Here is a 20,971-nt window from a genome sequence, read left to right as displayed (position 1 = left end):
CGGGGGAGGGCCGTCCGAGTTGCGCTGTCCGACATGTTTCGCGAGGGCGGTGCTGACTCCCGTGCTGGTTTGGTGCTGACTAAAAGCCCACGTCATCACCCGTCTTCACCTCTAGCGTGCCCCTGGTCCTTGGAATGGTGACTGTGAGGGCCGGTTTCGGAGAAGGGGGTGTCTCTGCACTCCGGGCCACGGCCTTGGCGGGCCCGAATGGCTCGGGGAAGTCGGCCTTCCTGGAAGCGTTGGCACTGCTGACGGACTGCCGCTTCAGTAACGACGGTCTGCCACAAGGGCTCAGTCCATGGTCCGATCAACCGACGAGCGAATCAGGGCGAGAGTTATTGTCAAATCCGGTGGATCTGATCAACGGGGTCGTTCCATCGGAGCCTTGTTATGGTCCCCTCGGGCACGAGCGGTCGGATCCGGTCTCACAGAGCGGCGTTCGCCTGCTGCCTGGTGAATGAGCTGGTAGCTTCCGCGACATGATGGACCAGAGAGGCAGGACGGCTGTCCGGACGCTGCTGACCGACGCCGAGAGCGGCATCCTGCTGTTCGGCATCACGCCGCCGCGTTTGAGTGCCGCTCCCGAGCGGATACGGGAGATCACCGCGGCCACGTTGGCGCGGTTGGACTTCCTTGACCTGGACGGTCTGGCGCTCTATGACATCGATGACGAGAGCGACCGCAATCCTGCGGAGCGGCCGTTTCCGTACCTGCCGACCGTGGACCCCGCCACCTATCACGCGGAATACCTCGGCGGCTGGAACCGCCCTGTGGTTATCTACCGGTGCGTCGGTAAGTACCCCGAGGCGGAGCTGCGGACTTGGCTGCAGATGGCCGACACGGACCGAGTGCTCAGCGTCTTCGTCGGTGCGGCCTCGAAAGACAAGACGGTGCGGACTCGCCTGTCCGAGGCGCAGGCCCTGCGCCGCGACGTCCGCCCGGAGCTGCTGCTCGGCGGCGTCGCCATCACCGAGCGCCCCGACGAGCATCTGCGGCTGCTTGCCAAGCAGGAGGCGGGATGCGCGTACTTCATCTCGCAGGTCGTCTACAACGCTGATGCGGTGAAGAGCATGGTCTCCGACTACTACTACGCCTGCCGCGAGCGGCGGCTCACGCCCAAGCCCGTCGTGTTCACGCTCTCGGTGTGCGGCTCGGTGAAGACGCTGACGTTCCTCAAATGGCTCGGAGTCGACGTGCCACGCTGGATTGAGAACTCGCTGCTCCACGCCGACGACACCCTGGCGGAGTCGTACGAGCACTGCTTGGCCAACGCCCGTGACCTGGTCGCCTTCTGCCGCAGGCTCGGCATGCCGTTCGGCTTCCTCGTAGAGAGCGTGTCGATCCGCAAAGTCGAGATCGATGCCTCGGTCGCCCTCGCCGGCGAGGTGAGCGGACTGCTTGGGCGCTGTCAATCATCCGCATGAGGCCGGCCATGAACGTGCAGGTGTCAAGTCCTCTGATCATGACGTCGCTCAGGCTGCTGAGACTTCTTCGCACTCGGGGAGGACTCCCTTCTCGAAGCGGGCTCCGGCACGGACCAGGGAGACCAGGTGAGGCGCGTTGACCGCGCGCCATCGGGCCTGGGCGGACTCGACGAGCTTGAAGCAGCTCGTCGACCTCGCCGGTGATCTTCTTGATGGCCTTCGGCCACTTCGCCCCGTGCGTCTTGTCGAACGCCTAGATCGCCTTGTCCGCGTGCGTGCGGTCCTCGGCAACGCGTTCATGACATCGCGGGCTTTGTGAACCCAACACCTCTGGTGCCTGGCCTGCGGAAACACCTCCGCCAGTGCCCGCCACAGGCCCATCGCGCCGCCACCGACCATGAGCATCGGGTCGCGCATGCCGCGTCGGCGGCAGTCCCGCAGCAGATCGGCCCAGGACTCGGCGGACTCGCGCAACCCTTCGGCGATCGCGATCAGTTCCTTGGTGCCGTCGACGCGGACGCCCATCAGGACCAGGAGGCAGGAGTGCGTCTCGGACAGGCGGATCTTGGGGTGGACGCCGTCGGCCCAGACGTAGACGTAGTCGGATTCGGCACCACGGCGCGAGGATCTCCGAGGAGAACCGCTTGCGCTCACCGGTGGCCTCGTCGACGCGCTTGTCGTTCACACGCGGGGCGGCGACCTCGACGGGCCCGGCGGCCGTGGTCACCGTTCGGGGACGGTGCCGGCCGTTACGGACCACCAGTCGGCGACCGGCCTCGTCCCGCTGCCCGGCGAGCTCGGCTATGTGCTGGTCAACTTCGGCCTCCAGTGCGCGGCTAGCATGCGCCTCGCGCCCTCCCGGACGATCTCGTCAATCAGAGAACCGGCCTCGGTGGTGCCGTCTTCGTTGACTACGCTGAGCACGGGCGCGCCTTCCCGACCCGCGTTCGCAGCGCGGGCCTGCTCGGTGACTTGACGATCATTCACTCGGGAAGGTACGCCCTTCATCCGTCCTCCAGAGCCGATCCGCAAGTCCTGAGCATTGCTCTCAGGGCGACACGCTCTAACGCACCGTGGCTTCCCTGAGCGTCTCGCGCAGCAATGCCGCTTCCTGACGCAGGTGGTGCAGTAGCGCTTGAAGAGCGGGCGTGCGCGTGCGGTGCACTGCCTCGGTCGTGCCCACTGTGCGTCCCACTGAGGGCAGGTCGACGGGCAGTGCAGTGAGGTGCTCGTCGCCGCGCAGGACGAGTTCGGGCAGCAGCGCCACCATGTCCGTCTGCAGGAGCAACGCCCGCATGGTGAGGATGGACGTGCACTCGACGCGGTCGGCGGGCAGCGGGAGCCCTCGGTCGGCGAAGAGGGTGCTGAGTTCCTGACGCAGGGCGGTCTGCTCGACCGGCAGGATCCACGGGAAGGCGAGGGTTTCCGCGAGCGTCAACCCGTCGGCGTCGGACAGCGGGTGCCCGGAGCGGACGGCGAGCCGGATGGGTTCCCGGTACAACTTCTGCTGGTGCAGCCCGTCTCTTTCTCCGGGGGCCGGCCCCAGCCTGCCGATAATGACGTCCAACTCGCCTGCCAGCAGCGCCGGGTGGAGAACGTCCGGGGTCCCCTCGCGTACGACGACCGTGAGCCGCGGCCGCTCCTGCTTGAGCCGCGCGACCGCCCGGGGCAGTAGCACGTTGGCGCCGGCGAGCAGCGTGCCCACGGTCACCGTGCCGTCCTGCCCCTGCCGCAGGCCGGTGAGGTGCTCTCCGGCCCGTCGCACCTCGGCCACCACCGCGCGGGCGTGCTCCACGAACGCCTCGCCGTAGACGGTTGGCCGCATGCCGCGCGGCACACGGACGAAGAGCGGCACGTTGGCGATCTTCTCCAGCTCGCGGAGGGTGCGGGTCGCGGCGGGCTGGGTGAGGTTGAGCATTTCGGCCGCTTTCACCACGCTTCCTCGGTCGACGATCGCGACGAGCAGGGTCAGGTGCCGGAACTTCAGACGGCCGTCGAGCAGGTCCATCGGGAGCTGGCTCCTTCCGGGAGTGGGTGGGTTCTGGCAGGTGAGACATCAAGCATGCCCAGATCGATATATGAAGCCCACTAATCAGCATTGGTTCGGCATTGCTTGATGGGCGCAAGATACCCGGACGGTCCGTGGCACCAAATCCAAGTCCCGGCCAGACAACGGAGGTCTACAAGGTGAGCTCACCTGTGCGGCACTACGTAGGAGGCAGGTTCGACGCGTCCGGCGTGCCGTTCCCGCTGATCGATCCGGTCTTCGGGCGCCCCGCGGGCGAGCTGCCCGCAGCGCCCCGGGAGCTGGTCGACCGGGCGGTACGTGCCGCCAGGGACGCGCTGCGCGGGCCGTGGGCCTCCTGGAGTCCGGCGGAGCGGTCGCGCATGCTGCACCGGATCGCCGACGGCATCGAGCAGCGCTTCGAGGAGTTCGTCGCGGCCGAGTGCGCTGACACCGGCAAGCCCCGCGACCTCGCCTCGACGATCGACATCCCGCGTGCGATCGCCAACTTCCGCTCGTACGCCGATCTCACGGCAGGGCGAAGCGAACAGTCCTGGCACACCACCACCCCGGACGGGCGTGGCGCCCTGAACTACACCGTGCACAAGCCGCTCGGCGTGGTCGCGGTGATCTCACCGTGGAATCTGCCGCTCCTGCTGCTCACCTGGAAGGTGGCCCCCGCCCTCGCCATGGGTAACACGGTGGTCGCCAAGCCCTCCGAGCTCACGCCCGGCACGGCCTGTCTGCTGGCGGAGGTGATGGCCGAGGCGGAACTGCCGGCGGGCGTCTTCAACCTCGTCCACGGCGGCGGCGCGGATGCGGCCGGCCAGTGGCTCACCGAGCACCCCGGGATCGACGCGATCGCTTTCACGGGGGAGTCGCGTACCGGCGGCACGATCATGCGGGCCGCGGCGGCACGGCTGGCGCCCGTCTCGTTCGAGCTGGGCGGCAAGAACGCCGCGCTCGTCTTCGCCGATGCGGACCTGGAGCAGGCCGTAGCAGGCACCCTTCGCTCGGCGTTCACCCACAGCGGGCAGGTGTGTCTGTGTACCGAGCGCGTGTACGTGGAGCGGCCGGTCTTCGACGCGTTCGCCCAGGGGCTGGCTGCCGGCGCGAAGGAGCTGAGCGGCTACGGCCCGATGATCTCCGCCGCGCACCGCGACAAGGTACTGCGCTACATCGACCGGGCCGCGGCCGACGGCGACGTGCTGGCGGGTGGCGGGGTGCCGCGCTTCTCGGACGGGCGGGACGGCGGCTTCTGGGTGGAACCCACCGTGCTGACCGGGCTGCCGGAGGACCATCCGGCGGTACGGGAGGAGATCTTCGGGCCCGTTGTGCACGTGGCGCCGTTCGACACCGAGGAGGAGGCGCTGGGCCTCGTCAATGCGAGCCCGTACGGCCTGGCCGCCACCGTGTGGACCGGCGATGTGAGCCGCGCGCACCGGGTCGCCCCCGCTCTCGACGTCGGCATCGCCTGGGTCAACACCTGGAATCTGCGCGACCTCCGTACGCCCTTCGGCGGTGTGAAGGCGTCCGGGATCGGCCGTGAGGGCGGCGACCACTCCCTCGACTTCTTTTCCGAGCCGATGAATGTGTGCGTGAAGCTGTGAGTGCAGTGAACGAAGCCGTGGCGCGAGCCGCCGAGCGCATCGATGAGGCACGCCGTACCGGTATCCCGTGCGACCCCGTCCGCGTCCTCCTCCCCGCCGGCGATCTGGATGCCGCCTACGCCGTCCAGTCCGTCCTCACCGAGCGACGCCTTTCCGAGGGACGCCGCGTCACGGGCTGGAAGATCGGCCTGACCTCGGCGGCGGTGCAGGCGCAGCTGGGCGTCGACACACCGGACTTCGGCCCGCTGATGGACGACACCGCCGTGCCTGACGGCGCCGAGATCGGCTGGGGCTCGGTGCTCCAGCCCAAGGCAGAGGCCGAAGTCGCCCTGGTGCTTGAGCACGATCTCACCCACGAACGGCACACCGTGGCCGACGTCATCCGGGCGACGGCCTTCGCGCTGCCCGCCATCGAGGTGGTCGGCAGCCGCATCCGCGACTGGGACATCTCGGCCGTCGACACCATCGCCGACAACGCCTCCAGCGGCGCCTACGTACTGGGCACCCGGCCCGTGCCGCTGCGGGAACTGGACCTGCGGACCGCCGGCATGGTGCTGGAGCGCCGCGGAGAGCCCCTCTCCACCGGCGCCGGCGTCGCCTGCCTCGGCAACCCGCTGCACGCCGCCGTCTGGCTGGCCGACACCCTCGTGCGGCTCGGCCGCCCGCTGCGGGCCGGGGACACCGTGCTCACCGGCGCGCTCGGGCCCATGACGGGCGTCGAGCCCGGCGACGTGCTCGAAGCCCGCATCGACGGCCTCGGCTCGGTCCGTGCGGCCTTCGGACGCTCGGAGCAGGAAGGGGATGCCCGATGAACACCACGACACTGGCCCGGTCACTCGACCGCGCGGCGCTGGACGCGCGCCCGCTGCCCGGCGGCGGCAGCGCACCGGCGGACACCGACGAGGCGTACGCCGTCCAGGAGGCCCTGATTGCGCGGCGGCTGGCCCGCGGTGAACGGCTCACCGGCTTCAAGCTCGGCTTCACCAGCCTCGCCAAGATGCGGCAGATGGGTGTGGCCGACCTCATCCACGGACGCCTGACGGACCGGATGGAGATCACCGACGGGGGACAGTACGACACCTCCGGGCTGATCCACCCCCGTATAGAGCCCGAGGTTGCCTTCCTTCTCGGCGACACGCTGCGCCCCGGGGCCGACCCCGCAGCCGCCGTAGCAGCCGTCGCACCCGCGCTGGAGGTCATCGACTCCCGGTACAAGGGTTTCCGGTTCTCCCTCCCCGAGGTGATCGCCGACAACACCTCCGCCGCGGGCTACGCCCTGGGGCCCTGGAGGGCTTTGGCCGACCTGGGCAACCTCGGCGTCCTGCTGGAGCTCGACGGGCGCCTGGCCCAGGCCGGCTCGACTGCCGCGATCCTCGGCCACCCGCTGCGCGCCCTCGCCGCGGCGGCCCGGCTCGCCGGTTCACTCGAACCCGGCACCGTGATCCTCGCCGGCGCGGCGACCGCCGCCGTGCCGCTACCGCCCGGCGTACACGTGCGGGCCACCGTCGCGGGCCTCGGCACAGTCCAGTTCACCACCGAGGAGGCGGCGTGATCGTGCCCGGCGCCGCCCCGCCACGCGGCCGCTTCCCGCACCTCAGGCGCGCAGGCGACCTGGTCTTCGTGTCCGGCACCAGCTCGCGTCGCCCGGACGGCGGCTTCGCCGGCGCGAGCGCCGACGTGATGGGCGTGACGGACCTCGACATCCGCGCCCAGACCCGGGCCGTGCTCGACAACATCGCGAGCCTGCTGGCCGCGGTCGGGGGGAGCCTTGCCGACCTGGTGTCCGTGACCACGTATCTGGTCAGCATGAACGACTTCGGCGGCTACAACGAGGTCTACGCGGAGTACTTCGACGAGACGGGCCCGAGCCGCACCACCGTCGCCGTCCACCAGCTTCCCCACCCCCACCTGCTGATCGAGATCAGCGCCGTAGCCCACCTCCCGCAATCCCAGGAGCCGCGCCGATGACCATGACTCCGTTCAATCTCCAGTCCTGGATCGACGAACACCGCCACCTGCTCAAGCCGCCGGTCGGCAACGTTCAGATCTGGCAGGACGCCGATCTGATGGTGACGATCGTGGGCGGTCCCAACCGCCGCACCGACTTCCACGACGACCCGATCGAGGAGTTCTTCTACCAGCTCAAGGGCGACATGGTCCTGCGTGTCATGGACGAGGAGGGACGGCCGCCGCGCGACATCCACATCCGCGAGGGCGACGTCTTCCTGGCCCCGTCGCATCTGCGGCACTCCCCGCAGCGGCCGGAGGAGGGCAGCGTCGGTCTGGTCGTCGAGTTCGCCCGCCCCGAGGGGCAGCGCGACGCGTTCGAGTGGTACTGCATGGAGTGCCACCACCTGGTGCACCGCAGGGAGTTGCAGCTCACCTCGATCGTCGACGACCTGCCGCCGGTGTTCAGCGCGTTCTACGCCGACGAGGCCGCCCGCACCTGCGGAAACTGCGCTGCGGTGCACCCGGGCAAGGACTGGCCCGAGCAACTCCGTCCGCGTACCCGCCGTGAGGAGGCGGGTGGCGCATGACCGTCGTCGATATTCACGCCCACGTCTTCCCGCAGATCGGCCGCGCCGAGTCCCGGGCACTCACCGGCTCCGACGACGGCCCGTGGCTGCGCACCAGCGACGGACCGGACGCCGGCATGATGATGGCCGGCACGGCTGAGTACCGGCCTGTGAACCGCACCCTGTGGGACCCGGCGGAGCGCGTCGCGGACCTGGACCGGCTCGGGGTGGACATCCAAGTGCTCTCCAGCACCCCGCTGATGTTCGGCTACGGGCTGGAGTCCGGGCGCGCCGCAGACTGGTGCCGGACAGTCAACTCCCGGCTGCTGCAGTACAGCTCGTACGCCCCGCATCGACTGGCCCCACTGTGCCAGGTGCCGCTCCAGGACACCGAGGCGGCCTGCGCCGCGCTCACCGAGGCGATGCGTCAGGGATTCCACGGCGTCCACATCGGTAACCACCTGGGCGACCGCGATCTCGACCACGGCGCACTGCTCGAGTTCCTCACACACTGCGCCGAGGAGAACGCGGCTGTTCTGGTCCACCCCTGGGACATGCCCGCAGGACCGCGCTTCTCGCGCTACATGCTGGGCTGGCTCGCGGGCATGGCGGCCGAGACGCACCTGACCATCCTGTCGCTGATTCTCTCCGGCGCCTTCGAACGCCTCCCCGCCGCGCTGCGGCTGCTGTTCGCCCATGGCGGCGGCAGTTTCCCGTACCTGCTGGGACGGGCCGACAACGCCTGGCACCGCCGCGACGTCGTACGGGCCGACAGCCCGCACCCTCCGTCGCACTACACCGACCGCTTCTCCGTCGACTCGGCTGTCTTCGACCCGGGCGCGCTGCGGCTGCTGGTGGACGTGATGGGTGCGGAACGGGTGCTGCTCGGCTCCGACCATCCCTTCCCGCTCGGCGAGGAGGACATCGGCCGTCTGGTGCGGGAGAGCGACCTCACCCCCGAGGATCAGCTGGCCGTCCTGGGCGGTAACGCCGTCCGCCTCTTCGGCCTGACCCCGCTGCTGAAGGAGGCCGTCCGATGAAGGCAGCCGTGATCGGATCGGGCAACATCGGCACCGATCTCCTCATCAAAATCATTCGAGGCGCGGGGGACGTCACCGCCGCCGCGATGATCGGCATCGACCCCGAGTCGGAGGGGCTCGCGCGGGCCCGCAGGCTCGGGGTGCCCACCAGCTCGGCCGGAGTGGCCGGACTGATGGCCCTGGACGGTTTCGACGACATCGACATCGTCTTCGACGCCACCTCCGCCGCCGCCCACCACCGCAACGCGGCCGCGCTCGCGCCGTACGGAAAGACGATCGTCGACCTCACCCCGGCCGCCATCGGCCCGTACGTCGTCCCGCCCGTCAACCTCGACGAGCACCTGGGCGCACGCAACGTCAACATGGTCACCTGCGGTGGCCAGGCGACCATCCCGATCGTCGCCGCCGTGTCGGCGGTGACGCCCGTGCACTACGCGGAGATCGTCGCCTCGATCGCCTCGCGGTCGGCGGGACCCGGCACCCGGGCGAACATCGACGAGTTCACCGAGACCACCTCCCGGGCGCTGGAGCGGGTGGGCGGCGCTGCCCGGGGCAAGGCGATCATCGTGCTCAACCCCGCGGAGCCGCCGCTGCTGATGCGCGACACCGTGCACTGCGTCGTCGACGACTGCGACACGGAGCGGGTGGCCGCCTCCTTGCATGCGATGGCCGCATCCGTCGCCGCGTACGTGCCCGGCTACCGGCTCAAGCAGGAGCCGCAGTTCCGCCGACTGACGTCCGACGACCCACTGGTGCGGCTCGCCGGCGGCGGGCGGCTGCTGGTCTCCGTCTACCTGGAGGTCGAGGGCGCCGCCCACTACCTGCCGGCCTACGCCGGGAACCTCGACATCATGACCTCCGCCGCGCTGCGCACCGCCGAGCGCCTGGCCGAACGGAGCCCGGCCCGATGACCAAGGTCTACGTCCAGGACGTCACCCTGCGCGACGGCATGCACGCCGTGGCGCACCGCTACACGGTCGACCAGGTCCGGGCGATCGCGGCCGCGCTCGATACCGCAGGCGTCGACGCCGTCGAAGTCGCCCACGGCGACGGCCTCTCCGGCTCCTCGGTCACTTACGGCCCCGGCGCGCACACCGACTGGGAGTGGCTGGAGGCGGCGGCCGACGTGCTCACCCGGGCCCGGCTCACCACCCTGCTGCTCCCCGGCATCGGCACCTCCCAGGACCTGCGCCGCGCACACGCCCTCGGGGTCACGTCCGTCCGCGTCGCCACGCACTGCACCGAGGCGGACATCTCCGCACAGCACATCGGCCTGGCGCGGGAGCTGGGGATGGACGTGTCGGGCTTCCTGATGATGTCGCACATGGTGCCTCCGGCCGAACTGGCCGCCCAGGCCCGCCTCATGGAGTCGTACGGAGCGCACTGCGTCTACGTCACGGACTCCGGTGGCCGGCTGACCATGGACGGGGTACGGGAACGGGTCCGCGCCTACCGCGCGGTCCTCGACCCGGCCACCGAGATCGGCATCCACGCCCACCACAACCTCGGTCTGGGTGTGGCCAACAGCATCACGGCGGTGGAGGAGGGCGCCTTCCGCGTGGACGCCTCCCTGGCAGGGCAGGGCGCCGGCGCCGGAAACGCACCGCTGGAACCGACGGTGGCGGTGTTCGGCCTGATGGGCTGGGAGCACGGCTGCAAGCTGTTCCCGCTGATGGACGCGGCGGAGCAGCTCGTACGGCCGACGCAGGACCGGCCCGTCCGGGTGGACCGGGAGACGCTGACGCTCGGCTACGCCGGGGTGTACTCCAGCTTCCTGCGACACGCGGAGACCACGGCCCTGCGCCACGGTCTCGACACACGCGACCTGTTGGTCGAGGCAGGGCGGCGGCGGCTGGTCGGCGGGCAGGAGGACCTGCTCACCGACATCGCGCTGGATCTCCTCCAGGGCCGCGGCGACGCCGACTGCACCCCTGCTGCCCCTTCGAGCAACGACGGAGAGACCTCATGCTGACCGAACGCGCCGCCGCACTGGACGCCGCCGACCCGCTCGCCCGCGTCCGTGAACGCTTCCTCCTCCCCAAGGAGGTCGTCTATCTCGACGGCAACTCCCTCGGCGCCCTTCCCGCCGCCGTCCCCGGGGCGATCGAGGACGCGGTGCACCGTCAGTGGGGCACCGACCTGATCCGCTCCTGGAACGGCAACGGCTGGTGGGAGGCCCCCATACGGACGGGCGATGCCATCGGACGGCTGATCGGCGCGGCCCCCGGCCAGGTCGTGGCCGGGGACTCCACCAGCGTCCAGCTGTTCAACACTCTGCTCGCCGCCGCCCGGCTGCGCCCCGGCCGCCGACTGCTCCTCACCGATCCCGACCACTTCCCCACCGACCAGTACATCGCCGACTCGGTGGGCAAGCTGCTCGGGCTCGAGGTCCGACGGGTGCCCGCACGGGAAGCCGCCGCGGTGCTGGCCTCCGAGGGTGAGGACGTCGCGGTCGCCGCGTACGCACCAGTGGACTACCGCACGGGCGAGCTGTACGACATGACCGCGCTCACCGCCGCCGCGCACGTCGCCGGGGCCCTGATCCACTGGGATCTCTGCCACGCCGCAGGCGCCATGCCCATCGGGCTCGACGCCATGGCGGCGGACTTCGCGGTCGGCTGCGGTTACAAGTACCTCTCCGGCGGTCCCGGCGCCCCGGCGTTCGCCTACGTCGCAGGCCGCCACCAGCAGAACTTCGACCACCCCGTCACCGGCTGGCACGGCCATGCGGATCCCTTCGCGATGTCCGGCACATACACCCCCGGGCCGGGCATCTCCCGGGCCCGGATCAGCACCCCGCCGCTTCTGTCGCTTCTGGGCCTGGAGGCCGCACTCACGGCCTTCGACGGCGTGGAGATGGCGGCTGTACGGGACAAGAGCCTGTCCCTGACCGGATTCTTCCAGGAATGCGCAGACACCCTCCTGGACGGCCTGGGCTTCACGATGGCCACCCCGCGTGACCCGGAGCGCCGCGGCAGCCAGGTCTCTCTGCGCCACCCGGAGGCGTACCCGCTCGTGGCCGCGCTCACCGCCCGCGGCGTGATCGGTGACATGCGCGCCCCCGACCTGCTCCGCTTCGGCTTCAACCCGCTGTACGTCACGCACGCCGACGCCTTTCATGCCGTGCGGGAGCTGCACGACATCGTGGCCTCCGGCGCCCACCGGACACCCGAGTTCCAGCAGCGTCCCACCGTCACCTGAACCCTCGAAGCCCGTACCCCGCGCCTGCCTCCGCTCCACGACGCCCCACCTCCGAAAGGTCCGTCAGATGCGATCCATCCGCAGAAACGCAGCCTTGGCCGCGGCAGTCGCCGCCGCCGTCACCGCCACGCTCCTCGTGCCCGGCGTCTCCGGCGCGAGCACGGCCGCCGACCCGAACATCCCCGACGTCTGCGCCGACCGCCGCCCCGAGCCGGCTGACCCCGGCTCGTACGGCATGCAGCTGGACGGCACCTTCATGCACCCGGCCCTCACCCCGGTCGACGAGGAGTCCGATCACCCCTTCCCCGGCCGCAACAAGGAGTACGACACCCGCTCGTACATCAAGAACATGAAGGTCGAAGCCGCCTACGAGGGCACCGACTTCACCCCTGACTACTTCCACACCTGGCAGAACATCGTCGACTTCGACGGACGACGCTACCTCTTCCAGTACGACCGCTCCGAGGGCCGTGTCTACGACATCACCGACGTCAAGCACGTCAAGGTGGTCGAGAAGCTCAGCCGCGAGGACGTGGACGACGACGAGACGAGGGCGAACGGCGACTGGGCGGCGAACGACTACTGGGGCGCCTCCACCATCCAGTGGAACAAGAAGCTGAACGCCTACGTCATGGTCCAGAGCTTCGAGAGCAAGCGCCAGATCAGCGAGCTGTCGGACCACCCGCCCATGGACAAGTACAACAATCCGGAGGGCGTGAAGAAGCTGCGTGCCAAGCCAGGGCTCAAGGGCTTCAAGGTGTACCGCTTGGACGGGCCGCGGAAGAAGGACTGGAAGCTGCTGTCCACGGTCTCGACCGATTCCACCCAGTCCGACCCGTTGAACAGCAACCTCGCCAAAGCGCAGCAGGGCTCGGGCTCGATCGACGTGCCGTACTGGACGGGCGAGAAGTACATGTTCATCGCCACCGCGCCGGACGACACCTACTCAGGCACCGAGTACCCCACCAACCTCCACTCGGCCGGCTACCAGTCCTGGGACATGTCGGACCCCGCCCACCCGAAGCTTCTCGACACCTGGCATCTGCCTGGCCAGCGCACTGGTGAGGACGCGGCGTACAAGAAGAACCCGCGGTGCGGGAACCGCACCAGCTGGATGGGTGCCCGGATGCCCCTGCTCATCCCCAAGCCCGTGGAGAAGGGCGGGCGGTACGCCTTCGCCGCCATGGGCGGCTACGGCCTGACGGTGCTGGATATCTCCGACCCCTCGAACATGAGGACCGTGAGCCATCTCGACCTGCCGGCATCGGTCGCGGGCACCGAGGGCGACAACATCGACGTCTCCCAGTACGAGAAAACCGGGATGATCTACTACTCCGGCTACCCGCTCACCGAGGACTGCTACGAGCCGTACAAGGACGTCTACCAGATCGACGCGAAGGACCCGGAGCACCCCCGCGTCGTCGGCGTTCTCCCTCGGCCCGCCCCGCCGAAGTCCGCGGGTTTCACGGACTACTGCCAGCGCCGCGGCAGCTTCGGCCCCAAGCGCACCGGCTACTACACCAACCCCGGCCGGCACAGCACCGGCACCCTTGGCTACGGCTTCTACAACGCGGGCGTGCAGTTCTTCGACGTCTCCGACCCGGCCGCGCCGAAGATCGACGCCTACTTCGTCCCCAAGGCGTACGGCGCCGACACCGCGGACTATGCGTACGGCAACCAGACCCACGGCGTCTACGTGGAATGGGACCGCAACATCGCCTGGGCGCTGACCAACCACGGCATCTACGCACTCTCCTCGAAGAAGGTGCTGGGCAAGCCCGACCTGAACCGGCCCGCGAAGCCGTTCCGCAACAGCCAGTTCTGACACCGCGCGTGGGCGGCGACCGCCGCCCACGCGCCGCACCCCCGCTTCCCCACCCCCCCTCGTCGTCTACGGCCCCGCCGCCACCCGCCGGCCCACCGCCGTCCAGGCCATCCGCGAGGCGGACGGGCCCGTACTCGTCGTCACCTCCGACCCCAGCGTCTGGGCCGAGACGAAGGACGCCCGGGCCYAGCTRGGCCCGGTCCTCGTCTACGACCCCGGCCACCTCTGCGACACCCCGGCCCGGCTCCACTGGTCACCCACGACCGGCTGCGAACAGCCCGACCGCGCGGCCGCCCGCTCCGCCGCTCTCCTCGCCCCCGTACGACCGCAGGCCCGCATCGACGCGGCGACGGCCGACACCGCGGAGACCCTCCTGCGGTGCTGGCTCCACGCCGCCGCGATCGACGGCCGCCCCTTCCGCCAGGTCCACCGCTGGGCACTCGGCGGCAGCGCCCATGAACCGGTGCGCCTGCTCCGCACCCACCCCAAAGCCGCCTCCGGACTCGCCGGGCTCCTGGAGTCCGCGCTCACCGCACACCCCGAACGCCGCGAGATGGCCCAGGAACTGACGGTCCGGGCCTTCGGCGCGCTGTCGTCGGTCCACATCCGGGAGACCTGCACACCGAACCGAGCCGATTCGCTCGCGCTGGAATCATTCGTGGACGAGGGGGGCAGTCTCTATGTGGTCGGCGAACCCATCGAGAACCCGCGGTCGGGCCCCGGGGCGATGCCCCTGCTCACCGCTCTCGCCTCAGACGTGGTCGAGCACGGCCGCCGCATGGCCGCACGGTCATCCGACGGCCGGCTCGACCCACCAATGACGCTCGTCCTCGACGACATCGCGGCCGTCGCGCCCCTGCCCCGGCTGCCGGAACTCCTCACCACCGGCGAGCAGCAGGGCCTGCCGACCATCGCCCTGCTCCGCTCCCGCGAACAGGCCCGCGCCCACTGGACCCAGCAGCTCCAGACGTCGCCCAGCCACTGAACCAGCGGCCAAGGGCCTGTCGTCACACTGCCGTCTCCCGCGCGACGCCAGGCACGCGCTTTCGCCGGACCACGTCGGCGACGGCCACGGCCACGAACCGTTCGACGGCCACCGTGTCCGGCGGGCCGGGGGCCTCGCGATCCGCGAAGAGGAGATGCCCGCCGCCGACCAGGGACAGGGTGAGCGAGTCGATGTCCGCGTCGGCCGCGATACGGCCCAGCTCCCGCTCGGCGGCCAGGTAGGCGGAGACCGCGGTCGTGGCCTCGGCGAGGATCGCGATGCCACCTCCGGGCCGGGCCTCCCGCAAACGGGTGCGCAGCGCGTCCCGGAAGGTGATGAGCGGAATGATCGCCACCGGAACCGGTCCGAACAGGGTGGTCAGCGCCGCGGTGAGGTTCCCGGTCACCGTCCCGGTGCCGGCGGACTCGCGCAGCGCACCCACCTGCGTCTCCAGCCTGGCGGCCCGGTCGAGCACGAGGCCGGCGAGGAAGGCGTCGAAGTCCGCGAAGTGCCGGTGCAGGACGCCCTTCGCGCAGCCTGCCTCGTCGGTCACGGCCCGGCTGGTCAGCCCGTTCGGCCCGTCCCGCAACAGAACGCGTTCGGCCGCGTCGAACAACTGCTGCCGCGCGTCACGAAGGTGCACACCGGTCGGCACTCGCAGATCCTCTCGACGATGTCGCCCGCCCGCTCCCTTGGCGAGTGGGCGTGCGCCCACTAAGGTGGGCGTATGCCCATCGTATCGAGGGACCACCCGGAACCACCCCCGTCGAAGCCGCACGAGGCCCGCCGGATGGCCGAGTCCTTCGGCGTGGACGCACAGCGCTACGACCAGGCACGGCCCGGCTACCCGGCCGCACTGGTGACCCGGATCATCAACGGAACCCGGCGTCCCGACGTACACGACATCGGCCCCGAACCACTCGGCCCCGACCCTCACGTCCACGACACCGGCCCCGGCACACCCGGCACCCACCCGCACGTACTCGACGTCGGCTGCGGCACCGGCATCGCTGCCCGTCAGTTCCAGGCCGCCGGCTGCACCGTCCTCGGCGTCGAGCCCGACGCCCGGATGGCCGCCTTCGCGCAGTCCCGCGGACTGAACGTCGAGGTGGCGACCTTCGAAGCCTGGCAGCCCGCCGGCCGGACGTTCGACGCGGTCGTCGCCGCCCAGTCGTGGCACTGGGTGGACCCGTCCACCGGCGCCACGAAGGCGGCACAGGTCCTGCGCCCGGGGGGACGTCTGGCCATCTTCGGGCACGCGTACGAGCCGCCCGCCGAGGTGGCCGAACCCTTCGCCGCCGCCTTCCGGCAGGCAGCGCCCGACTCCCCGTTCCACAACGGCCCGGCCCGACGCCCGCTGGACCTCTACCGGGCGGCCTACGCCAAGGTCGCCGGCACGATCAACGAGACCGGACACTTCGGCGAAACGGAACAGTGGCACTTCGACTGGCAACAGTCCTACACACGCGACCAGTGGCTGGCCCTGCTCCCCACCACCGGCGGCCTCACCTCACTCCGCCCCGGCCAACTGACCGGGATCCTGAACGCGGTCGGGGACGCCATCGACTCCCTGGGCGGACGCTTCACGATGAACTACACCACCCTGGCCGTGACCGCCGTACGCCACGGCACCATCTGAGCCCGCCCTACGGCCGCACGACCGCGTACTCCAGCTCCCTGGCCGACGGATCACCCGGCATCGGCACGCTCTCCCCGGTCGGCACGAACCCGATCCGCCGGTAGAACGCCGCCGCCCGCGGATTGTCCTCGTGCACATACAGCCGTACGCGCTCGATCAACGGCTCACCCAGCGACCACGCCCAGTCCGTCCCGGCCCGGAACAACTCCTCCGCCACGCCCCTGCCACGCGCCTCGGGCCGCACGAACACCGCGACCACATGCGCCTGGTGGACCGCCGCCACCTCGCCGAACCGCACCTCGCCGTCCGGCCGCTCGATCAGCACGGTCACCGTGCCCGCCCAACTCCCGTCGGGCGCCTCCGCGATGAACTGCCGGGCCCTGCCGTCGCCCGCCTCGGACCCGCCGGCCGTCCGCTCCCGCCAGAAGTCGTCGGACCGCTCCACCGCCTGCTCGTACGTCTCCAGGAACGCCACCGGTGCCACCGGGTCCTGGAGGGCGGCCAGCCGTAGCTCCTTGACCAGCTGCCATTCACCGGTGCGCACCGGGCGTATCACGTAGTCCATGCCCCGATCCTGACCTGCCACCGACCCCCGCGCAAACAGATTCGGCCGGGGCCCGCCGTCGTACCCCGGTACTACGCCCACCGCCACATCCCGCCCCCGGTCCGACGCCCGCACACCGCACGCTCCGTAGCGTCGACCACATGATCAGGGCCTACGAACTCACCAAACGGTACGGCGGCACCACCGTCGTCCAGGACCTCGACTTCACCGTCCGCCCCGGCACCGTCACCGGCTTCCTCGGCCCGAACGGCGCCGGAAAGTCCACGACCATGCGCATGCTCCTGGGCCTGGACGCCCCCACCCGCGGCCGCTCCACCATCGGCGGCCGCTCCTACGCCTCCCACCGCGCACCTCTCACCGAAGTCGGCGCCCTGCTGGAGGCCCGCTCCGTCCACCCCGGCCGGACCGCCTTCCACCACCTCATGGCGCTCGCCCACACCCACGGCATCCCGCGCAGCCGCGTCGAGCACGTCCTCGACCTGGCCGGGCTGACCGCGGTGGCCGGGAAACGCGTCAAAGGCTTCTCGCTCGGCATGGGCCAGCGGCTCGGCATCGCCGCCGCCATGCTCGGCGATCCCGCCACCCTGATCCTGGACGAGCCGGTCAACGGACTCGACCCGGAGGGCGTGCTCTGGATCCGTACCCTGCTCCAATCCCTCGCGACGCAGGGCCGCACCGTGCTCGTCTCCTCACACCTGATGAGCGAGATGGCCCTCACCGCCGACCACCTGGTCATCATCGGACGCGGGCGGCTCCTCGCCGACACCACCGTCGCCGACTTCGTCGCCGGCGCGGGCGGCACCGCCGTCAAGGTCGTCACCCCCCGGGCCCCCGCCCTGCGCGACCTGCTGCGCGGCCCCGGCATCGACATCACCGGCGGGGACCACCCGGACCGGCTGGAGATCCGCGGTACGGACTCCGCCCACATCGGCCGCGTCGCCGCCGCCCACGCCATCCCGCTGTACGAACTCACCCCGCTCGCCGCCTCGCTGGAGCAGGCCTTCATGGACCTCACCCAGGAATCCGTCGAGTACCGGGTCACCGCCCCCGAACCGACCGGAGCCCTCGCATGACCACCACGGCACCCGCCCCGCACCCCTACCGCGTCACCCCCACCCGGGTACTGCGCTCCGAGTGGCACAAGCTCCACACCCTGCGCTCCAGCTGGATCACCCTGGGCGCGGCCGCCGCCCTCGTCCTCGCCGTCGGCATCGTCATGGGCACCACGTACACATCGGACGGCGGCGACTCGGACGTCGACACGGTCATCCTGGTCCTCTACGGCACCACCCTCGGCACGCTCTGCACGGTGGTGCTGGGCATCCTCGTCACCGCCGGGGAGTACTCCACCGGCATGATCCGCGCCTCGCTCACCGCGGTACCCCGCCGACTTCCTGTCCTGTGGGCCAAGGCCGCCGTCTTCACCGCCACCGTCCTCGGCGTCATGCTGGCCACCTCACTCCTCACGTTCGTCGTCGCACAGCTCTTCCTCCACGACACGGACCAGGCGGCCTCCCTGACCGACCCCGGCGTACTCCGCGCCGTGGCGGGCAACGCGGTCGGCGCCACGCTCCTCAGCCTCATCGCCCTCGGCCTCGGCGCGCTGCTCCGCTCGGTCCCGGGCGCGATCGGTGCCTTCATCGGCGGTGTCATGGTCCTGCCCGAGGTGCTCGGCATGCTCCCGTACGACGCGGTCGAGACCGCCGTCCGCTACTTCCCCACCCAGGCGGCCGGCGTCCTGGGCTCCGCGACCCCGCTCCCCGACGCCCCATCCACCGGCGGAGCCCTGCTCGCCCTCGTCCTGTGGGCAGCGGCCACACTGATCGCGGCAGCCGCCCTGCTGCGACACCGCGACGCATAACGCGCCCGCGACCGGGCGCGAGGATGGACGGGTGAGGGACGGACAAGGAACCGATGAGGGCCGAATGAAGGACGACGACATACACCGCCCGGCGGGCACCTTCCCGCTCACCGGGCACATCCAACGCCTGCTCCAGCGCGTCCGCGTGTCCGACCGCCGCCGCCCCCTCGTCTGGGACGGACTGCTCACCACGTTCTGGGTGCTGTTCGCCGTCCTCGACGTCTCGACCGGCGGCTGGCGCACGGTCGCCCTCGACCGGGACGTGCCGGCGTCGCTGGTCCTGACGATGAGCGTGACGTTCTCCGCCCCGCTGCTGTGGCGCCGCAGCCATCCGCTGGCCGTGCTGCTGTTCATGGCGCCGTTCTCCCTGGTCAACATCTGGACGGGGGCGGTCATCCAGGCCGCGTTCCTCCAGGAGATCGTCGTCTTCAACATCGCGCTGCGGCAGCCCCTGCGCACCCTGGCATGGTCGGGCGCGATCGTGCTCGCCCCGCTCGTGATCGGATCGGGCCGCTTCCCGGACGACTGGGACCGCGTCTTCGTCCCGCACCTGTACGCGTTCGCGTTCGCCGCCCTCGTCGGCATCGTGGTGCGTACGCGCAAGGAGTACACGGAGGCCCTCGTCGACCGCGCCAACCGCCTGGAACTCGAACGCGACCAGCAGGCCCAGTTGGCAGCCGCCGCCGAACGGACCCGGATCGCCCGCGAGATGCACGACATCATCGGCCACAACCTCTCCGTGATCACGGGCCTCGCGGACGGCGGCGCCTACGCCGCGGCCAAGAACCCCGAACGGGCCGCCCAGGCCCTGGACGCCATCGGCACCACCAGCCGCCAGGCCCTCTCCGAACTCCGCCGCCTGCTGGGAGTCCTGCGCGACCACCCGGACCGGGCCGACCGCACCCCGCAGCCCACACTCGACGACATCGACGCGCTCCTGGAAGGCGTACGCAACGCAGGTCTCCCCGTACACCTGCACCACCACGGCACACCCCCGCCCATCCCGCTCACCGCCGGACGCCAGCTGACGGTGTACCGGGTGGTGCAGGAGGCACTGACGAACACACTGAAGCACGCGCCTACCGAAGAATCCCTGGCAGCCGAGGTGGTGTTGACGTACCGTCCGAAGGAGCTGGAGGTCCTGATCACGGACAACGGCCCCCCGCTCGCCACCGCGGTCCCGCCCGCCGGCGCCGGTCAGGGCATCACGGGCATGCGCGAACGCGCCTCCCTGTACGACGGCACACTTGAAGCCGGCCGCCCGGCCGCCACGGGCTGGCAGGTACGGCTCCGACTCCCCCTGGAGGACTCCCCCTCGTGACGACCGTGCTCATCGCGGACGACCAGCCGATGCAACGCTTCGGGTTCCGCATGCTGTTGGAGAGCCAGGACGACATGACGGTCGTCGGCGAGGCCGCCAACGGCCACGAGGCCCTCCAACTCGTCGACCGACACCAGCCGGACGTCGCCCTGATGGACATCCGCATGCCGCTGCTCGACGGCATCGAGGCGACCCGCCGCATCATCAGGACAGGCTCCCGTACGCGCGTCCTCATCGTCACCACGTTCGACCTGGACCGCTACGCGTACGACGGTCTGCGCGCCGGTGCCAGCGGCTTCCTGATCAAGGACGCGCTGCCCGAGGAACTCCTTTCCGGCATCCGGGCCGTGGCCAGCGGCGACGCGGTAGTCGCCCCGAGCCTGACCCGCCGTCTCTTGGACGCGTACGTACAGCACTTGCCGGCTGCCCCCGGCGGACCCGCGATCCCGGACGCACGGATCGAGAAACTCACCGACCGGGAACGGGAGATCCTCACCGTCATCGGACAGGGCTGGACCAACACGGAAATCGCCGAACGCTTCCACGTAGCCGAATCAACGGTAAAGACACACGTCTCGCGCATTCTCGCGAAGACCGGCGCCAGAGACCGCGTTCAGGCGGTCATCCTGGCGTACGACACCCATCTCGTCACCGCCGACTGAGGCCGCTCCCTCCGGTCTGTGAACGCAGAAAAGCCCCGTGCCACAAGGGCACGGGGCTTAACTATCAAAAGGAGTTCGGCGGCGTCCTACTCTCCCACAGGGTCCCCCCTGCAGTACCATCGGCGCTGAAAGGCTTAGCTTCCGGGTTCGGAATGTAACCGGGCGTTTCCCTAACGCAATGACCACCGAAACACTATGAAATTAACCAACACCGGATGAAAACACGGCCGTTCGTTATTTCAGAACTAACACAGTGGACGCGAGCAACTGAGGACAAGCCCTCGGCCTATTAGTACCAGTCAGCTCCACCCGTTACC

20 protein-coding genes, 1 rRNA gene and 2 pseudogenes are annotated in these 20,971 nt (G+C 70.3%); 18 read left to right on the top strand and 5 right to left on the bottom strand.

The features are described 5' to 3' along the window. Nucleotides 1-134: 134 nt before the first annotated feature. Together EAO72_RS44005 and EAO72_RS09430 are read left to right on the top strand one after the other, a co-directional pair. Complete coding sequence (locus EAO72_RS44005) at nt 135-461, top strand: AAA family ATPase (protein WP_148016801.1); 327 nt, start codon at nt 135-137, stop codon at nt 459-461. An 18-nt stretch (nt 462-479) separates the two neighbouring features. Further along, entirely contained in the window at nt 480-1,424 is a 945-nt protein-coding gene (locus tag EAO72_RS09430) for a methylenetetrahydrofolate reductase (RefSeq protein ID WP_222724078.1), read from the top strand. 48 nt (nt 1,425-1,472) lie between these two features. On the opposite strand, the pseudogene EAO72_RS09425 reads toward EAO72_RS09430, so the two are convergent. Both EAO72_RS09425 and EAO72_RS09420 read right to left on the bottom strand, forming a co-directional pair. Then, nucleotides 1,473-2,348, bottom strand: a pseudogene (locus EAO72_RS09425) (transposase). 139 nt (nt 2,349-2,487) lie between these two features. After that, nucleotides 2,488-3,432: a LysR substrate-binding domain-containing protein gene (locus EAO72_RS09420; protein ID WP_148016799.1), complete on the bottom strand. Its 945-nt coding sequence runs from the start codon at nt 3,430-3,432 to the stop codon at nt 2,488-2,490. Nucleotides 3,433-3,611: 179 nt separating this feature from the next. On the opposite strand from EAO72_RS09420, the gene EAO72_RS09415 reads away from it, so the two are divergent. From EAO72_RS09415 to EAO72_RS09365, 11 genes and pseudogenes are all read left to right on the top strand, one after another. Beyond that, a complete protein-coding gene (locus EAO72_RS09415) occupies nt 3,612-5,039 on the top strand; it encodes a 2-hydroxymuconic semialdehyde dehydrogenase (RefSeq protein ID WP_187284988.1) in 1,428 nt (475 codons plus the stop codon). Then, a complete protein-coding gene (locus EAO72_RS09410) occupies nt 5,036-5,851 on the top strand; it encodes a 2-keto-4-pentenoate hydratase (protein WP_222724077.1) in 816 nt (271 codons plus the stop codon). The genes EAO72_RS09415 and EAO72_RS09410 overlap by 4 nt, the downstream gene beginning before the upstream one ends. Then, entirely contained in the window at nt 5,848-6,591 is a 744-nt protein-coding gene (locus tag EAO72_RS09405; protein ID WP_148016797.1) for a 2-keto-4-pentenoate hydratase, read from the top strand. Before EAO72_RS09410 ends, EAO72_RS09405 begins: the two co-directional genes overlap by 4 nt. Then, on the top strand, nt 6,588-7,007 hold the full coding sequence (locus EAO72_RS09400; protein WP_148016796.1) for a RidA family protein: 420 nt from the start codon (nt 6,588-6,590) through the stop codon (nt 7,005-7,007). Before EAO72_RS09405 ends, EAO72_RS09400 begins: the two co-directional genes overlap by 4 nt. After that, nucleotides 7,004-7,576 (top strand): 3-hydroxyanthranilate 3,4-dioxygenase, encoded by a 573-nt coding sequence (locus EAO72_RS09395; RefSeq protein WP_148016795.1) that lies wholly within the window; start codon nt 7,004-7,006, stop codon nt 7,574-7,576. The genes EAO72_RS09400 and EAO72_RS09395 overlap by 4 nt, the downstream gene beginning before the upstream one ends. Continuing rightward, nucleotides 7,573-8,595 (top strand): amidohydrolase family protein, encoded by a 1,023-nt coding sequence (locus EAO72_RS09390; protein ID WP_148016794.1) that lies wholly within the window; start codon nt 7,573-7,575, stop codon nt 8,593-8,595. The genes EAO72_RS09395 and EAO72_RS09390 overlap by 4 nt, the downstream gene beginning before the upstream one ends. Continuing rightward, nucleotides 8,592-9,506 (top strand): acetaldehyde dehydrogenase (acetylating), encoded by a 915-nt coding sequence (locus EAO72_RS09385; RefSeq protein ID WP_148016793.1) that lies wholly within the window; start codon nt 8,592-8,594, stop codon nt 9,504-9,506. Before EAO72_RS09390 ends, EAO72_RS09385 begins: the two co-directional genes overlap by 4 nt. After that, nucleotides 9,503-10,567 carry a 4-hydroxy-2-oxovalerate aldolase gene (gene dmpG / locus EAO72_RS09380; RefSeq protein ID WP_148016792.1) on the top strand — a complete coding sequence of 355 codons (1,065 nt, stop codon included), beginning with the start codon at nt 9,503-9,505 and terminating at the stop codon, nt 10,565-10,567. Before EAO72_RS09385 ends, dmpG begins: the two co-directional genes overlap by 4 nt. After that, entirely contained in the window at nt 10,561-11,796 is a 1,236-nt protein-coding gene (gene kynU, locus EAO72_RS09375; protein ID WP_148016791.1) for a kynureninase, read from the top strand. The genes dmpG and kynU overlap by 7 nt, the downstream gene beginning before the upstream one ends. A gap of 94 nt (nt 11,797-11,890) precedes the next feature. Further along, nucleotides 11,891-13,621, top strand: coding sequence for an LVIVD repeat-containing protein (locus EAO72_RS09370; RefSeq protein WP_261991390.1), 1,731 nt, complete (start codon nt 11,891-11,893; stop codon nt 13,619-13,621). Next, a pseudogene (locus tag EAO72_RS09365) lies at nt 13,605-14,606 on the top strand (type IV secretory system conjugative DNA transfer family protein); the annotation flags it as partial. The gene EAO72_RS09370 and the pseudogene EAO72_RS09365, both read left to right, overlap by 17 nt. A 22-nt stretch (nt 14,607-14,628) precedes the next feature. Here the strand turns inward: EAO72_RS09365 and EAO72_RS09360 are convergent. Further along, nucleotides 14,629-15,261, bottom strand: coding sequence for a TetR/AcrR family transcriptional regulator (locus EAO72_RS09360; protein WP_148016789.1), 633 nt, complete (start codon nt 15,259-15,261; stop codon nt 14,629-14,631). A 72-nt stretch (nt 15,262-15,333) separates the two neighbouring features. Here EAO72_RS09360 and EAO72_RS09355 point away from each other — a divergent pair, with 72 nt between their 5' ends. Then, on the top strand, nt 15,334-16,245 hold the full coding sequence (locus EAO72_RS09355; RefSeq protein WP_148016788.1) for a class I SAM-dependent methyltransferase: 912 nt from the start codon (nt 15,334-15,336) through the stop codon (nt 16,243-16,245). Between the two features lie 7 nt (nt 16,246-16,252). Here the strand turns inward: EAO72_RS09355 and EAO72_RS09350 are convergent, their stop codons facing one another. Continuing rightward, entirely contained in the window at nt 16,253-16,810 is a 558-nt protein-coding gene (locus EAO72_RS09350; RefSeq protein WP_148016787.1) for a GNAT family N-acetyltransferase, read from the bottom strand. Nucleotides 16,811-16,950: 140 nt separating this feature from the next. On the opposite strand from EAO72_RS09350, the gene EAO72_RS09345 reads away from it, so the two are divergent. The 4 genes from EAO72_RS09345 (at nt 16,951) to EAO72_RS09330 (ending at nt 20,654) form a co-directional block, all read left to right on the top strand. Then, entirely contained in the window at nt 16,951-17,883 is a 933-nt protein-coding gene (locus EAO72_RS09345) for an ATP-binding cassette domain-containing protein (RefSeq protein ID WP_148016786.1), read from the top strand. After that, entirely contained in the window at nt 17,880-18,671 is a 792-nt protein-coding gene (locus tag EAO72_RS09340; protein WP_148016785.1) for an ABC transporter permease, read from the top strand. The genes EAO72_RS09345 and EAO72_RS09340 overlap by 4 nt, the downstream gene beginning before the upstream one ends. A gap of 64 nt (nt 18,672-18,735) precedes the next feature. Continuing rightward, nucleotides 18,736-19,992 (top strand): sensor histidine kinase, encoded by a 1,257-nt coding sequence (locus EAO72_RS09335; RefSeq protein ID WP_148016784.1) that lies wholly within the window; start codon nt 18,736-18,738, stop codon nt 19,990-19,992. Continuing rightward, nucleotides 19,989-20,654 (top strand): response regulator, encoded by a 666-nt coding sequence (locus tag EAO72_RS09330; protein WP_148016783.1) that lies wholly within the window; start codon nt 19,989-19,991, stop codon nt 20,652-20,654. Before EAO72_RS09335 ends, EAO72_RS09330 begins: the two co-directional genes overlap by 4 nt. Before the next feature lie 73 nt (nt 20,655-20,727). Here EAO72_RS09330 and rrf read toward each other — a convergent pair. Further along, nucleotides 20,728-20,844 (bottom strand): 5S ribosomal RNA (gene rrf, locus EAO72_RS09325). Nucleotides 20,845-20,971 lie beyond the last annotated feature (127 nt).

Source organism: Streptomyces sp. OR43, from assembly GCF_008042275.1.
Lineage (GTDB): Bacteria > Actinomycetota > Actinomycetes > Streptomycetales > Streptomycetaceae > Streptomyces.
The sequence above is the reverse complement of the archived record's forward strand: the minus strand, read 5'-3'. Positions and strand labels throughout refer to the sequence as shown.

Bases quoted from the DNA above. Each gene is read 5' to 3' on its own strand.
- dmpG (WP_148016792.1), top strand. From the start codon at position 9,503: ATGACCAAGGTCTACGTCCAGGACGTCACCCTGCGCGACGGCATGCAC.
- EAO72_RS09405 (WP_148016797.1), top strand. From the start codon at position 5,848: ATGAACACCACGACACTGGCCCGGTCACTCGACCGCGCGGCGCTGGAC.
- EAO72_RS44005 (WP_148016801.1), top strand. From the start codon at position 135: ATGGTGACTGTGAGGGCCGGTTTCGGAGAAGGGGGTGTCTCTGCACTC.
- EAO72_RS09385 (WP_148016793.1), top strand. From the start codon at position 8,592: ATGAAGGCAGCCGTGATCGGATCGGGCAACATCGGCACCGATCTCCTC.
- EAO72_RS09345 (WP_148016786.1), top strand. From the start codon at position 16,951: ATGATCAGGGCCTACGAACTCACCAAACGGTACGGCGGCACCACCGTC.
- EAO72_RS09430 (WP_222724078.1), top strand. From the start codon at position 480: ATGATGGACCAGAGAGGCAGGACGGCTGTCCGGACGCTGCTGACCGAC.
- EAO72_RS09340 (WP_148016785.1), top strand. From the start codon at position 17,880: ATGACCACCACGGCACCCGCCCCGCACCCCTACCGCGTCACCCCCACC.
- EAO72_RS09390 (WP_148016794.1), top strand. From the start codon at position 7,573: ATGACCGTCGTCGATATTCACGCCCACGTCTTCCCGCAGATCGGCCGC.
- EAO72_RS09420 (WP_148016799.1), bottom strand. From the start codon at position 3,432: ATGGACCTGCTCGACGGCCGTCTGAAGTTCCGGCACCTGACCCTGCTC.
- EAO72_RS09355 (WP_148016788.1), top strand. From the start codon at position 15,334: ATGCCCATCGTATCGAGGGACCACCCGGAACCACCCCCGTCGAAGCCG.
- EAO72_RS09395 (WP_148016795.1), top strand. From the start codon at position 7,004: ATGACCATGACTCCGTTCAATCTCCAGTCCTGGATCGACGAACACCGC.
- kynU (WP_148016791.1), top strand. From the start codon at position 10,561: ATGCTGACCGAACGCGCCGCCGCACTGGACGCCGCCGACCCGCTCGCC.
- EAO72_RS09335 (WP_148016784.1), top strand. From the start codon at position 18,736: ATGAAGGACGACGACATACACCGCCCGGCGGGCACCTTCCCGCTCACC.
- EAO72_RS09350 (WP_148016787.1), bottom strand. From the start codon at position 16,810: ATGGACTACGTGATACGCCCGGTGCGCACCGGTGAATGGCAGCTGGTC.